This window comes from Aeromonas sp. QDB30, from assembly GCF_027707645.1.
Classification (GTDB): Bacteria; Pseudomonadota; Gammaproteobacteria; order Enterobacterales; family Aeromonadaceae; genus Aeromonas; species Aeromonas caviae.
Map to the genome: position 1 here is coordinate 1 of NZ_JAPCIY010000017.1, position 14,038 is coordinate 14,038.

At 64.0% G+C, this 14,038-nt stretch carries 13 protein-coding genes; 9 read left to right on the plus strand and 4 right to left on the minus strand.

All coding sequences use genetic code 11. The features are described 5' to 3' along the window. Positions 1-123: 123 nt before the first annotated feature. Positions 124-987: a YicC/YloC family endoribonuclease gene (locus PG896_RS07540; RefSeq protein WP_010676104.1), complete on the minus strand. Its 864-nt coding sequence runs from the start codon at positions 985-987 to the stop codon at positions 124-126. Between the two features lie 146 nt (positions 988-1,133). Between PG896_RS07540 and rph the strand changes: the two genes are divergently transcribed. From rph to PG896_RS07585, 9 genes are all read left to right on the plus strand, one after another. Further along, the gene (gene rph / locus PG896_RS07545; protein WP_010676103.1) at positions 1,134-1,850 is read left to right on the plus strand and encodes a ribonuclease PH; all 717 of its coding nucleotides are present in this window, start codon (positions 1,134-1,136) and stop codon (positions 1,848-1,850) included. A gap of 75 nt (positions 1,851-1,925) precedes the next feature. Beyond that, positions 1,926-2,579: an orotate phosphoribosyltransferase gene (gene pyrE / locus PG896_RS07550; RefSeq protein WP_010676102.1), complete on the plus strand. Its 654-nt coding sequence runs from the start codon at positions 1,926-1,928 to the stop codon at positions 2,577-2,579. A 179-nt stretch (positions 2,580-2,758) separates the two neighbouring features. Beyond that, the gene (locus PG896_RS07555) at positions 2,759-5,188 is read left to right on the plus strand and encodes a heavy metal translocating P-type ATPase (protein WP_270835574.1); all 2,430 of its coding nucleotides are present in this window, start codon (positions 2,759-2,761) and stop codon (positions 5,186-5,188) included. Then, positions 5,185-5,574, plus strand: a complete 390-nt coding sequence (cueR, locus tag PG896_RS07560) for a Cu(I)-responsive transcriptional regulator (RefSeq protein WP_010676100.1) — start codon at positions 5,185-5,187, stop codon at positions 5,572-5,574. The genes PG896_RS07555 and cueR overlap by 4 nt, the downstream gene beginning before the upstream one ends. A gap of 153 nt (positions 5,575-5,727) precedes the next feature. Continuing rightward, a complete protein-coding gene (locus tag PG896_RS07565) occupies positions 5,728-6,882 on the plus strand; it encodes a GGDEF domain-containing protein (RefSeq protein WP_041211999.1) in 1,155 nt (384 codons plus the stop codon). A 30-nt stretch (positions 6,883-6,912) separates the two neighbouring features. Further along, positions 6,913-7,176, plus strand: coding sequence for a YihD family protein (locus PG896_RS07570; protein WP_010676098.1), 264 nt, complete (start codon positions 6,913-6,915; stop codon positions 7,174-7,176). A 197-nt stretch (positions 7,177-7,373) separates the two neighbouring features. Beyond that, on the plus strand, positions 7,374-8,822 hold the full coding sequence (ccoG, locus tag PG896_RS07575; RefSeq protein WP_201871897.1) for a cytochrome c oxidase accessory protein CcoG: 1,449 nt from the start codon (positions 7,374-7,376) through the stop codon (positions 8,820-8,822). Between the two features lie 74 nt (positions 8,823-8,896). Beyond that, positions 8,897-9,886, plus strand: coding sequence for a serine/threonine protein kinase (locus tag PG896_RS07580; protein ID WP_039039688.1), 990 nt, complete (start codon positions 8,897-8,899; stop codon positions 9,884-9,886). Between the two features lie 209 nt (positions 9,887-10,095). Beyond that, positions 10,096-10,704: a thiol:disulfide interchange protein DsbA/DsbL gene (locus PG896_RS07585; RefSeq protein ID WP_053287991.1), complete on the plus strand. Its 609-nt coding sequence runs from the start codon at positions 10,096-10,098 to the stop codon at positions 10,702-10,704. An 80-nt stretch (positions 10,705-10,784) separates the two neighbouring features. On the opposite strand, the gene phnE is transcribed toward PG896_RS07585, so the two are convergent. The 3 genes from phnE to PG896_RS07600 are packed head-to-tail and all read right to left on the minus strand — an operon-like array spanning position 10,785 to position 13,923. Continuing rightward, positions 10,785-12,332, minus strand: a complete 1,548-nt coding sequence (gene phnE / locus PG896_RS07590; protein ID WP_053287992.1) for a phosphonate ABC transporter, permease protein PhnE — start codon at positions 12,330-12,332, stop codon at positions 10,785-10,787. Continuing rightward, a complete protein-coding gene (locus PG896_RS07595) occupies positions 12,320-13,081 on the minus strand; it encodes a phosphonate ABC transporter ATP-binding protein (protein WP_043153387.1) in 762 nt (253 codons plus the stop codon). The genes phnE and PG896_RS07595 overlap by 13 nt, the downstream gene beginning before the upstream one ends. Then, the gene (locus tag PG896_RS07600) at positions 13,078-13,923 is read right to left on the minus strand and encodes a putative selenate ABC transporter substrate-binding protein (protein ID WP_043153390.1); all 846 of its coding nucleotides are present in this window, start codon (positions 13,921-13,923) and stop codon (positions 13,078-13,080) included. Before PG896_RS07600 ends, PG896_RS07595 begins: the two co-directional genes overlap by 4 nt. Positions 13,924-14,038: the final 115 nt, after the last annotated feature.

The following is a 14,038-nucleotide window of genomic DNA, read 5'->3' on the forward strand; positions in this document are numbered from 1 at the left end:
TGGTGTGTTTGGAGACAGCCAGTTTACCAGCACCCTGTCTGTCAACTTCCACTTCCCCAAGATCCCGCGAAGAACCATAAAAAAGCCCCCGGGTGGCGGGGGCTGGTGCATCGATGAGGGAGATCACTCGATGTTCTGGATCTGCTCGCGCATCTGCTCGATGAGCACTTTCAACTCGACGGCGGACTGGGTCACCTCGGCGTTGATCGACTTGGAGCCCAGCGTGTTCGACTCGCGGTTGAACTCCTGCATCATGAAGTCGAGGCGACGGCCGCAGGCGCCACCCTTCTTCATGATCTTGTTGGTTTCGCTGATGTGCATCTCCAGGCGATCCAGCTCTTCGGCCACGTCGATCTTCTGGGCCAGCAGCACGATCTCCTGCTCGATGCGGGCAGGATCCAGCTCCACTTTGGCCTCGGCCAGGCGGTCGGTGAGCTTCTGGCGCTGCCACTCGATGATCTGCGGCAGGTGCTCCCGCACCTTCTTCACTTCTACCTGAATGCCGGCCAGACGCTGTTCGATCAGCGCCTTGAGGTTGGCCCCTTCGCTGGCGCGGGAGGCGAGGAAGTCTTCCATGGTCAGGTCGAAGCCGGCCATCAGCTCGGTGGCGACCACGTCCATGTCCTGCTCGGCGGCAGCCATCACGCCCGGCCAGCGCAGCACGTCCACCGGGTTGAGCTGACCCTGGCCCGCCTCTTTCATCACCCAGTTGGCGCTCTCGATGATGAGTTTGGCCAGCTCTTCATTGATGTGCAGCTGGCTGGCGGCGGCCTGGGCGGCCTCGAAGCGCAGGTTGCACTCCACCTTGCCGCGCTGCAGCTTGGCGCGGAAGCGCTCACGCAGAACCGGCTCCAGGCTGCGCAGTTGTTCCGGCAGGCGAATGTAGGTCTCCAGATAGCGCTGGTTGACCGAACGAATTTCCCAAACGGCTGTGCCCCAGTCGCCCTTGAGTTCCTTGCGGGCGTAGGCGGTCATGCTGTGAATCATTGATTGTTCCGGGCTTGATGAAGTGTGCGGCCAGTATACTCAGCCAGGCCTGCTCCGTCAGCCGACGAGGTGGTTTTAGCGGCTGATATTTGAGTAGCGATCGCTTATACTCCTGCGCCAATTCAGCCAGCCCAGAGGTCAGTCCCATGTCCCGTCCCAGCGATCGCAGCGCCGCCCAGGTGCGTCCGGTAACCATCACCCGCCACTTCACCAAGCATGCTGAAGGGTCCGTGCTGGTGGAATTCGGCCACACCCGCGTGCTCTGCACCGCCAGCGTCGACACCAGCGTGCCGCGCTTCCTCAAAGGCAAGGGGCAGGGGTGGGTCACTGCCGAGTACGGCATGCTGCCGCGCTCCACCCACTCCCGGATGAACCGCGAAGCGGCCTCCGGCAAGCAGAGCGGCCGTACCCTGGAGATCTCCCGTCTGATCGCCCGCTCCCTGCGCGCGGCGGTGGACTTGAGTGCCCTGGGCGAGCACACCATTACCGTTGACTGCGACGTGTTGCAAGCCGACGGTGGTACCCGCACCGCCGCCATCACCGGGGCCTGCGTGGCGCTGGTGGATGCGCTGAACTGGATGGTGGAGAAGGGGCTGATCAAACAGAGCCCGCTCAAGCAGATGATCGCAGCCGTCTCCGTCGGCATGTTCGAAGGGGAGGCAATCTGCGATCTGGAGTACATCGAAGACTCCGCCGCCGAGACCGACATGAACGTGGTGATGACCGAAGATGGTCGCATCATCGAGGTGCAGGGCACCGCGGAGGCCGAACCCTTCACCCACGAGGAGCTGCTGGCCATGCTGGCGCTCGCCAAGGGCGGCATCGCCGACATCATTGCGCTGCAGAAGCAGTCGCTTGCATGATTTTAAAAACGCGGCATTGACCGCGTTTTTTTATACCCCCACACAAGACAACGACAAGCCAAGCAAGGAGCCAGAATGAAAGCCTACCAGCGTCAATTTATCGAGTTCGCCCTGGAGAAACAGGTCCTCAAATTCGGTGAATTTACCCTGAAATCCGGTCGTAAAAGCCCCTACTTCTTCAACGCCGGCCTGTTCAACAGCGGCCGCGATCTGGCCCGTCTCGGCCGCTTCTACGCCGCCGCCCTGATGGATGCCGGTATCGAGTTTGATGTGCTGTTTGGCCCGGCCTACAAGGGGATCCCCATCGCCTCCGCCACCGCCGTGCAGCTGGTGGAGCAGCACGATGTGGACGTGCCCTGGTGCTTCAACCGCAAGGAGGCCAAGGATCACGGCGAGGGTGGCAATCTGGTGGGCAGCCCGCTCAAGGGGCGCATCATGCTGGTGGACGATGTCATCACTGCCGGCACCGCCATCCGCGAATCCATGGATCTGATCCAGGCCAACGGCGCCTCCCTGGCTGGCGTGCTGATCGCGCTGGACCGTCAGGAGAAGGGCAAGGGCGAGCTCTCCGCCATTCAGGAAGTGGAGCGTGACTACGGCGCTCACATCATCGCCATCATCCAGATGAGCGACTTGATCCAGTATCTGGAAGAGAAGCAGGCCGAACAGCCGGAGCTGGCGGCGCAACTGGCCGCCATGAAGGCTTACCGCGCCCAGTACGGTATCTGAGCTCCGCTCACACCGCGCAATAGCTGAATGCGGCGCCCGTTTGTTCTCTGGCAGCAAACGGGCGCCGTTTTTTTCATCTGAAAAAAGTGGATCATGTGGCTTGAGTTTGCCCTTACAGTAAAGGTTAGGGTTTGCCAGTCGGCGTTTTGTGGTGCCGACGGGTTCCGGGGAGGAACAACATGACCACTCATCTTCAATCACCCATTCATTTGCAGTTGCCGCTCAGCGGCATGAGCTGCGCCAACTGCGCCGGCCGCATCACGACCGCCCTCAACAAGCTCGACGGGGTATCGGCCACCGTCAACTTCGCGCTGGAGCAAGCCGCCATCGAGCTGGCCAGCCCTGATCGTTTGCCGGCGGTGCTGGAGAGCATCCAGGCGCAGGGTTACGACTACGGCAGCGAGACCATCCTGTTTCAAATTACCGGTATGACTTGTGCCGGTTGCTCGGCCCGCCTGAACAAGATGTTGGCGGCGCTGCCCGGCATCATCTCCGCCGACGTCAACTTCTCCATCGAGCAGGCCCGGATCGTGCTGGTACCCGGGATGCAGACGCCCGCGGCCCTGCGCGAGCAGATCGAGGCCCTCGGCTTTGGCGCCCAACTGGCGCAGGGCTCGGCCAGCGGCCGCCGCCAGCAGTTGCTGGAGCGGGAAGCGCAGGAGGCCGCCAGCGCCCGTCAGGCGCAAACCCGGGTCATCGTCTCGACTTTGCTGACGTTGCCGCTGCTGGTGGGGATGCTGGCCATGGCCGGGTTGTTCCCCTGGCATCTGCCCGCCTGGCTGGAGCTGCTGCTCGCCACCCCGGTGCAGTTCTGGATCGGGGCCCGCTTCTATCGCGGCGCCTGGCTTGCCATCAAGAACCGCTCCGCCAACATGGATGTGCTGGTGGCCACCGGCACCAGCGCCGCCTACTTCTACAGTCTCTATCTGTTGTTGACGCTGGGGATGGCTGCCAGCGGCAAGCTCTATTTCGAGGCGAGCGCCATCATCATTACCCTGATTTCGTTGGGAAAACTGCTGGAGGCTCGGGCCAGACGCAGCACCCAGTCCGCCATTCGCGAACTGATGGCGCTGCGGCCGGAAACCGCCACCGTCTGGCGTGGCGAGCGCTGGCAGAGCGTCGCCATCGATGAGGTGCTGCGCGGTGATCGGCTGCGGGTGCTGGTGGGTGAGCGGGTGCCGGTGGATGGCAAAATCGTGAGCGGCGAGAGCGAGCTGGACGAGTCGATCCTCACCGGTGAGAGCCTGCCGGTGCCGCGCGGCGAGGGCGACAAGGTGCTGGGCGGCGCCATCAACCGCTCCGGCGTGCTGGAAATTGAAGCCACCACGGTGGGGGAGGACTCCAGCCTCAGCAAGATCATCGCATTGGTGGAGAACGCCCAGATGGGCAAGGCGCCGCTGCAACAGTTGGTGGACAAGGTCTCCGCCGTGTTCGTGCCGGTGGTGATGACCATCGCCCTGTTCACCCTGCTGGTGTGGTACGCCATCAGCAACGACTTCGGTCAGGCGCTGCTGGCGGCGGTAGCGGTGCTGGTGATCGCCTGTCCCTGTGCGCTGGGGCTGGCCACACCGGCGGCCATCGTCACCGGTACCGGGGTGGCGGCGCGCCACGGCATTCTGATCAAGGATGTGGATACCCTGCAGAAGGCCCACGCCATCAAGGCGCTTATCTTCGACAAGACAGGTACGCTCACTCAGGGCAGGCCCGTGCTGGCGAGCTGGAGCGGCACAGCCGAGCAGCTGCGTCTGGCCGCCGCCCTGCAGCAGGCGAGCGAACACCCGCTGGCGCTGGCCATGCGCGAGGCGGTCGGCAAGGAGGTTACGCTACCCCAGCCGGAGGCGGTGGAGGTGCGGGTCGGTGCCGGTATTGTCGGTCAGGTCGCCGGTCATACGGTCGCCATCGGCAATGGCTCTTTGCTGGCCCAGCTCGGCATTGAGGTGCCCGCGCAGGATAAACCGCCTGCCGACGGCGCGACCCGGGTCTGGGTGACCATCGACGGCGTGGTAGCTGGCATTGCGGCGCTGGCCGATACCCTGCGCCCCGAGAGTCCGGATGCCATCGTCACCCTGCGTCAGCGCGGCATCGCCAGCTGGCTGGTGAGCGGTGATGGACCGGTGCCGGTGGCCCATATTGCCGCCAAGCTGGGGCTGGACGGGGCGTTCGACTCCGTGCTGCCGGCCGGCAAGGTGGAGAAAGTAGAGGCGCTGCGGGCGCAAACCAGCGGGCTGGTCGCCATGGTGGGGGACGGGGTGAACGACGCTCCGGCGCTGGCGGCGGCGGATGTGGGTATCGCCATGGGCTCCGGCTCCGACGTGGCGATGGAGACCGCCTCCATCACTCTCATGCGATCCGACCCGCGGCTGGTGGCCGATGCCATCGACATCTCGGCGGCCACCTGGCGCACCATCCAGCAGAATCTGTTCTGGGCCTTCGTGTTCAACATCATCGGTATTCCGCTGGCGGCGCTGGGTTACCTCAGCCCCGAGCTGGCGGGGGCGGCCATGGCCCTGAGCAGCATCACCGTCTTGAGCAATTCCCTGTTATTGAAGCGCTGGCAGCCCCGGGCGGGCAGCCTGCGTGCATCTGAATCCCAAAGGAGTCATTCATGAACATCAGCAAGGTCGCCAAGGCCACCGGCCTGACCGCCAAGACCATCCGCTACTACGAGAGCATCGGCCTCATTTCGTCGCCAGTGCGCAGCGACAACGGGTATCGCAGTTATACGGATGCCTCCCTGCGGGAGCTGCGCTTCGTCAAGCGGGCGCGGGAGACCGGTTTCAATCTGGAGGAGTGTCAGGAGCTGCTGGCGCTCTATCGGGACGAGCACAGAACCAGTGCCCAGGTGAAGAAGCTGGCCCAGGAGAAAATCGTCGATCTGCGCTCCCGCATCGCCGGTTTGCAAGCCATGCTCAGCGCCCTCGAGGAGGTGGTGAGCTGCTGTCACGGAGATGCGAATCCCCAGTGCCCCATCCTCGACGAGCTGGAGAAAGGGTGAGGGAGGGCTGCGCCATTCGACCCTGCAGAAAAGGGTCTGTCGGGGCCTGTGCGAGAGAGGACGCGCTGAGTGGCAGCTTAATAGCGGTCGATTGATTGTTGAGCAGGAAAGGGGAGTGTTAAACTGTGCGGCTCTTGTACAGGGAGTACCCATTTGACACAGAGTGTGAAATATCAGGTGCGGCGGGCCATCATGGTCCAGCTCTATACCCATGCCTCCTTCAGCCTGCCTTGCCTGGGGCTGCTGGCGATCAGCTGGAGCCTGCTGTTCCACGATTACCTGCCGGCCAGCGAGTCGCTGGGCTGGCTCGGTCTGGTCCTGCTGCTGTTGCTGGGGCGCTGGTGGCATCTGCGCTGGCGCCAGCCCAGGCTGGCACAGCTTCCGCTGCCGGTGCTCGAGCGCGAGCTCTTTGTCGGGGTGACCATCACCTCCATCGTCTGGGCACTGGGCGTGCTTCTCTACATGGACAAGCTGCCCGACACCTATCGTGCCGCCATGATGATGCTCTCCAGCCTGATCCTGACCGGCAGCGCCATCATGCTGTTCGGCAGCCGTCGTACCCTCTATGGGGCCGTGCTGCCCCTCGGGTTTGCCATGTTGTTCGAGCTCAGTGGCGGCAACACCCAGGAGCGTATCGTCTCCTGCATGCTGGCGGGGTATCTGTTCGTCTTTCTGCCGACCCTGCTGCGGCGCCTGCGGCGGGATCAGGTGGCCTCTCTCTACCACAGTTTTTCCAATGCGGATCTGGTGGCCGAGCTGAAGGCGGTCTCCGAGCACCTCAAGCTCACGTCCCGCCTCGACGGTCTGACCGGCATCGCCAACCGGGCCCATCTCGACGACTCCCTGGCGCGCGCCTGGCGCCGCTGCCACCGTGCCAGGGCGCCTCTTTCTCTGGTGCTGGTGGATGTGGACTACTTCAAGCAGTTCAATGATCACTATGGTCATCAGGTGGGGGACCAGTGCCTGCAACAGGTGGCGAGCCTGCTGGCCGAAGTGCTGCGGCGGGAAGACGATCTCGCTGCCCGTTACGGCGGAGAGGAGTTCGCCCTGCTGCTGCCCTGCACCACCTTGCAGGGGGCCATGCAGATCGCCGAGCAGGTGCGTACCTCGTTGCGAGCCCTCGGCATTCCCCACCACAAATCCCGGGTCTCGGGGCGGGTCAGTTGCAGCTTCGGGGTGGCGACCCTGGTGCCGGATCAGCATCACTCCATTGCCGAGCTTATCCAGAAAGCGGATGCGGCGCTCTATCAGGCCAAGCATAATGGCCGGGATCGTATCGAAGTAGCCTTGATGGGTAAGGTTGCCTGAGTTTCACAAGACAGATTAAAGAGGTCGTCTATGCAATGTCATCGTATCGAAGAGCTGCTGGAACTGCTGCAGCCTGCCTGGATCAAGGAGCAGGATCTCAGCCTGGTGCAGTTTGTTGCCAAACTGGCCGAGGAGGCGGGATTTGACGGTCCGCTGTCCGCACTGACCGACGACATGCTGATCTACCACCTCAAGATGCGGGAATCCGACAAGCAGGCGATGATCCCGGGGCTGGCCAAGGATCACGTGCCCGACTTCAAGGAAGCCCTGCTCAAGGCACGCGGCATCAAGTAATCCGGCCGTCACATCGCCATCAGAGAAAGGTTTCAAGAGAATCTGTTAAAAGGCGCATAGTCAACTGGCTATGGGCCTTTTTTGTTGCCTGAAATTGCGACGGGACTCGAACTATAGATACATTTAACCCACACAATTAGCAGGTTGTTTAAGATATAATCGCTTTCATAACAATATGAGTGGAGCGATGTGTTGCAATGGCCGACAAGGACAAGATCGACATCAAGGATGTGACCGGTGACGTCACCGGGACCTTCAATCCCAATACCTTCAAGGCGGGAGATGACAGGTTCAACCCCGGCAACCGCATCTATGTCCGCTCCCAGACCGGCTACTGGCAGCGGGCGCGCAAGGCCATGGGCTGGTTCTTCGTCGCGCTCTTTGTCCTCCTGCCCTGGCTGCGTTATGACGGCCGTCAGGCGGTGCTGTTCGATCTGGAGCACCAGCAGTTCCACATCTTCGGTGCCACCATCTGGCCGCAGGATCTCACCCTGCTGGCCTGGGTCTTCATGATCGCGGCCTTCGCCCTCTTCTTCGTGACCACCTTCCTGGGCCGGGTCTGGTGCGGCTACCTCTGTCCCCAGACGGTGTGGACCTTCCTGTTCATCTGGTTCGAGGAGAAGCTGGAAGGGGCCGCCAACAAGCGTCGCAAGCTGGATGCGGCGCCCTGGAGCGGCGAGAAGCTGGCCCGGAAGGGCGCCAAGCACCTGGCCTGGATCCTGCTGTCGCTGGGCACGGGGCTGACCTTCGTCGCCTACTTCCAGGATGTCTTCCACCTGGTGCCCGATTTCTTCACCCTGCAGGCGGGAGGCTGGGTTATCTTCTGGGTGCTGTTCTTTGCCGCCTGCACCTATGGCAACGCCGGCTGGATGCGCGCCATCATGTGTATCCACATGTGCCCCTATGCCCGCTTCCAGTCCGCCATGTTCGACAAGGACACCTACATCGTCGGCTATGACAGCCAGCGTGGCGAGACCCGCGGCGCCCGTGGTCGCAAGGCCGATCCCAAGGCTCTGGGGCTGGGGGACTGCATCGACTGCGACCTCTGCGTGCAGGTCTGCCCGACCGGTATCGACATCCGTGACGGTCTGCAGTACGAGTGCATCAACTGCGGCGCCTGTGTCGACGCCTGCGATCAGACCATGGAGCGGATGGGGTATCCGAAAGGGCTCATCAGTTACACCACCGAGCACAAGCTGGCCCACAGTGAAACCCAGGTAGCGCGGCCCAAGCTGATTGGCTATGGCCTGGTGATGGTCGTCATGCTGGGGGTCTTCGTCTATAACGCCATGTCCATCATGCCCATGGGGCTCGACATCCTGCGGGATCGCAACCAGCTGTTCCGGGAAAACAGTGAAGGGCTCATCGAGAACACCTATACCCTGAAGATCCTCAACAAGACCCTGAACTCCCAGACCTACCGGCTGGACGTGGAAGGGCTGCCGGAGTACCAGTGGTTCGGACCCCGCGAGGTGACCCTGAAGGCGGGTGAGATCTATACCCTGCCGGTGAGCCTGGCGGTGGATCCCTTCAACCTGAAGCGCCCCACTCTGGACGTCCAGTTCGTGCTCAAGCGGGAAGGCGCGGCGCCGGACGACAGCAAGGGGACCTTGCGCCAACCGAGCAAGTTTATCAGCAGGTTGTGACGGCAAGGCGCACCGCCATGCACGGCAACGGCAGACAGTGGTGATAGAATGGGGCGCAACAGCGCCCCTTTTCTATGGTGGATGACATGCGTTTCAACTATTCCGACCTCAATCCCGATCTCATCATGGATGCCATCGATCTCAGCGGCTTGCGCATCGACTCCGGCCTTATCGAGCTCAACAGTTACGAGAACCGCGTCTATCAGTTCCAGGATGAGGATCGCCGTCGCTACGTGGTGAAGTTCTACCGCCCCGGTCGCTGGAGCCGGGCACAGATCCTGGAAGAGCACGCGTTTGCCGCTCGCCTCTGTGAAGCTGAGATCCCGGTCGCCGCTCCCATTGCCTTTGCCGGCGAGACCCTGCTGGAGCATCAGGGCTACCCGTTTGCCATCTGGCAGAGCGTCGGGGGGCGTCAGTTCGAGGTGGACAACCTGGACCAGCTGGAGTGGGTGGGGCGTTACCTCGGCCGCATCCACAGCGTCGGTGCCAGCCATGCCTTTCATCACCGGGTTCCGCTGGATGTGGAGAGCATGCTGCACGAGCCGCGTCAGTTGCTGGCGGCAGGCGAGTGGTTGCCGAGCGGGCTGGCCAAGTCCTTCTTCGGGGTGCTGGACGAGCTGATCCGGCACGTATGCGACGCCATGACCCTGGATGTGGCGCGCATCTCCCTGCATGGGGACTGCCACCCGGGCAACATCCTGTGGCGTGACGGTCCCCTGTTTGTCGACCTCGACGATTGCCGCACCGGCCCTGCCATCCAGGATCTCTGGATGATGCTGAACGGGGAGCGTCATGAGCAGCAGATCCAGCTCGATACCCTGCTGGCGGGGTATGAGGAGTTCATGGAGTTCGACCCGCGGGAGCTGGCGCTCATCGAGCCGCTGCGCGCCATGCGCATCGTCCACTACATGGCCTGGCTGGCAAGACGCTGGGAAGATCCCGCCTTCCCCCGCCACTTCTCCTGGTTCAACACCGAACATTACTGGCGCCAGCAGATTGCAACCCTGCATGATCAGCTCGAGGCATTGAAGGCCCCGCCGCTCAGCCTGATGCCGCAGTGGTAGGGGCGTGAGCCCGGCAGATCGCCACGCCACGGGGCGTCCGCTGGTGGTGTCGCCCGTACCATTGCCACAGCGGCAAGGTGCCCGTGGGAGGCGGGATGGCGGTCCCGCCTGTCTGCCTTTGCCATTGACGGCACGAGGGTGAGGCAATAGGCTTGGACTGCTTCGGTTCGCCGGGCGTGCCTCACAGTGATCCCTTAACAGGAAACGTCATGAAAAAAGTACTATTTTTCCTCGCTGCCATGCTGATGATCCCCATGGTTCACGCCGCCCCGCAATTCAAGGAAGGTGTCAACTATGACGTGGTCAGCCAGACCGGCAGCGCCCAGCCGGAAGTGATGGAGTTCTTCTCCTATTTCTGCCCGCACTGCGCCAAGTTCGAGCCGATTGCCGAGGATCTGAAGAAGAGCCTGCCGGAAGGCGTGCCGATGAAGAAGAACCCGGTGGCCTTCCTGGGCCGTGAAATGGGTCCCGAGATGCAGCGTGCCTACGCCGTCGCCAATCTGCTGAACGTGGAAGGCAAGCTGACCCCGGCCATCTTCGACAAGATCCACACCCAGCGCCAGATCCCCCAGAGCCGTGGTGACGTGAAGCAGATCTTCGTGGACAACGGCGTGCCGGCCGAGGAGTTCGACGGTGCTGTCGACAGCTTCGCCGTCTCCGGCATGGTCTCCCAGTTCGACCGCAACACCGAGAGCTACAACGTGCGCGGCGTGCCGGCCTTCCTGGTGAACGGCAAGTACATGGTGAAAATCGAATCCATCACCTCCCAGGAACAGTTCAACCAGCTGGTGCAATTCCTGCTGGCGAAGAAAGACTGATCCAGACTGACCTCGTGAAAAAAAGCCCGCCGGTGCAAACCGGCGGGCTTTTTGTTTATCAGGGCCATGCAAGGCGGGCCTCAGATCTGGCAATCCCGCTGGCTGGGGGCCGGGCGAGGCAAACGGGTGCGGCGGCTGAGGGCCTCCGCCAGCCAGACCAGCAGCAGTATGGCCAGCAGCAGGGTGGCGGTCTGGTCGTAGCGGAACAGGCTGAGCGAGACATAGAGCTGCTGTCCCAGGCCGCCGGCGCCAACCACGCCGAGTATGGTGGCGGCCCTCAGGTTCATCTCGCCGCGATAGAGGCTGTAGGCCAGCCACTGGCGCGCCACCAGGGGGAACACCCCGTACCAGAAGCAGGCCGTAGGGCAGGCCCCGCTCAGCTGCAAGGCGAGGCGAGGGGCGGGATCCGCGTTCTCCAGGGTCTCCACGAACAACCGCGCCAGCACCCCGGTGGTGTGCAGGGTCAGCGCCAGTATGCCCGCCACCGGCCCCAGTCCGACCGCGATCACCAGCAGGCTGGCGAAGATGAGTTCGGGCACGGAGCGCAGCAGGTTGAACAGCAGCCGCAGCGGCCAGCAGTGGCGCGCGAGGCAGGCCAGCGGCAGGGCCAGCAGGGCGCTGAAGAGGGTGCTTAGCAGCGCCATCTGCACCGTATCGAGCAGGCCCATAGCCACTGTCTTGAGGAAGAGCCATGACCAGTCCGGTCGCAAAAACTCCCCCAGGAAGGTGCCCAGGCCCCCCAGTGAGAAGCTCAGCATGCGCCAGTCGAGCTGATACAGCGCGAGGACAGCGGCCAGCCCCAGGCAGATCAGCAACAGCAGGCCGGGGGAGCGGCTGTGGCGCAGCCAGGCGCTGAGGCCATCCGCGAGCGTCACCAGCAGGATGAAGGCCAGCAGCAGGGTCACCACCTCGCCACCGGCAAACATGCGCAGGGAGAGTTCGAGCTGCTGACCGAGCCCGCCGGCGCCGACGAAGCCCATGATGACGGAGGCGCGCAGGGCGCACTCCCAGCGGTAGACGGTGTAGGAGAGCAGTTCCTGACGCACCGCAGGCAGCACGCCGTACCAGAGCGCCTGCAGCCGGCCGCTACCGCCCAGCAGCAGGGCGCGGGCCGGTTGCAGGGCACCGCTCTCCATGATCTCGTTGTAGACCTTGGCCAGCATGCCGCCGTAGCTGACGGCGATGGCCAGGATGGCGGCGAGCGGCCCGAGCCCCGACAGACGCACGAACAGCAGCGCCCAGATGAGCTCGGGCAGGCTGCGCAGCACGATGGCGACGAGGCGCGAGAGGGCCCGCAAGGCGCCGCGCAGCGGGCTGGGCACCGGCCCCAGTTCGGCCAGCGACAGGGCGCGGGAGCCGAGCAGGGCGAACGGCACGCCGAGCAGCAGGGCGCCCGCCAGTCCCAATGTCGCCACCGCCAGACTCTCCAGGGTCGCGGTCAGGGTCAGGACGAGGAAGTCCCGATCCATGCGGGGCGGCCAGCTGGTGGCGAGGAAGTTGCCCATCTGCCGCCAGCTCTGGCCGTCGAACAGGCCGAGCCAGCCGTCGGCCTGTTGCCACAGGCTGTAGCCGATGAGCAGCAGCAACCAGGGCAGGGGATGGCGCCAGCGGCTAGTCAAATTGAACACGCCGCCGCCTCGTCATCACCGGCGTAGAGCTCGGCCAGCATGGCCGGGGTGACGGCCGCCGCCGGACAGTCGAACAGCACTCGCCCCTCCCGCAGGCCGATGATGCGGGGGAAACGGCCGAGCGCCAGCTCGACCGCATGCAGGTTGGCGATGAGTGTGCTGCCCCGGGCGCGGGCCTGTGCCAGCAGGGCATCCAGGCTGCCTTGGGCGAGCACGGGATCGAGGGCGGAGACGGGCTCGTCCGCCAGGATCAGATCCGGCTGCTGATAGAGCACCCGTGCGATGCCGACCCGCTGCAACTGGCCACCGGAGAGCTCGCCGCAGCGCTGTTGCCACTTGTCGGCGAGGCCGAGGCGCGCCAGCTCGGCTAGCGCGCCTTCGGGGTCGCAGGGGCGCAGCAGGGAGAGTAAGGAACGGCCGAGGGACCACTGACCGAGCCGGCCGGCCAGCACGGCGGTCACCACCTGCTGGGAGGCGGGCAGCGGCGGTTGCTGCCAGACCATGCCGATCCGGCTGCGCAGCCGCTGGCGGTCCCGGGTGGAGAGGGTCCAGGGATCCTGGTCCCAGAGGGTGAGCCTGCCTTCGCCGCGCAGCTCGGTGCCGAGCAGCCGCAGCAGGCTGGTCTTGCCCGCGCCGCTCGGCCCTATGATGGCCACGCACTCGCCTGCCGTTATCTGCAGGTTGAACGGCTGCAGGATGCGGCTCTGGCCGAGCCGCAATCCTTCCCCGTCCAGCGCGACGGCGATCACTTCAGCAGGCCGGCCTGGGTGGCGGCGGCTTCGATGCCCAGGTAATTCTCGGGCTTGGTCTCGATGAAGCGGGTAGCGCGTTGCAGCTTGAGGATCTCGGCCTGGGCGGGCACCGCCGGATCCAGGCTGAGGAAGGCTTGCTTGATCTTCTCTTGCAGGGCCGGATCCATATCACCGCGTACTGTCCAGTTGTAGTCAAAGTAGGTCGGGGTGGTCCAGATCACCTTGACCTTGGTGGTGTCGACCTTGCCCTCTTCCACCAGTTTCTCCCACACGGAGGCATTGAGCGCACCGGCCGGCACCTTGCCGGAGGCGACCCAGGCGACGGTGGCGTCGTGGGCGCCGGAGAAGGCGACGTGGGCGAAGTCACGTTCCGGGTTGATGCCCTGCTCGGCCAGGAAGTGGCGTGGCATCAGGTGACCGGAGGTGGAGGAGGGGGAGCCGAACGCGAAGTCCTTGCCCTTGGTGTCGGCCAGGGTCTTGATGCCGCTGTCGGCATTGGCGATGAACTTGGAGGTGAACTGGGCATCTTCCTGACGCTGCACCAGGGGTACCACCTTGTCGGCACGGCGGTGTGCCTGCACATAGGTGAAGCCCCCGAGCCAGGCCATGTCCAGCTTGCCGGCGGCCAGCGCCTCGACCACGGCGGCGTAGTCGTTGACCGGCACGAACACCACCTCGCGGCCTGTTTTCTCGGCCAGGTAGTCACCCAGGGGGGCAAACTTGCGCTGCAGCTCGGTGGGGGCTTCGTCCGGGATGGCGGAGACCCGCAGCGGTTCGGCGGCGACGGCGCTCAGGCTGGCGAGCAGGGTGGTGAGGGCGAATATCCATCTGGAGGTCATGAGTGGTTCCTTGTGGTCTGGCGTTCGAACAAGCGAAAGGTCCGACGGGGGCCGGACCTTTCAGGTGAGTCATGGTAGGGGGCCATCGGCGCAGTGCGCAAGATGGGACACTCAA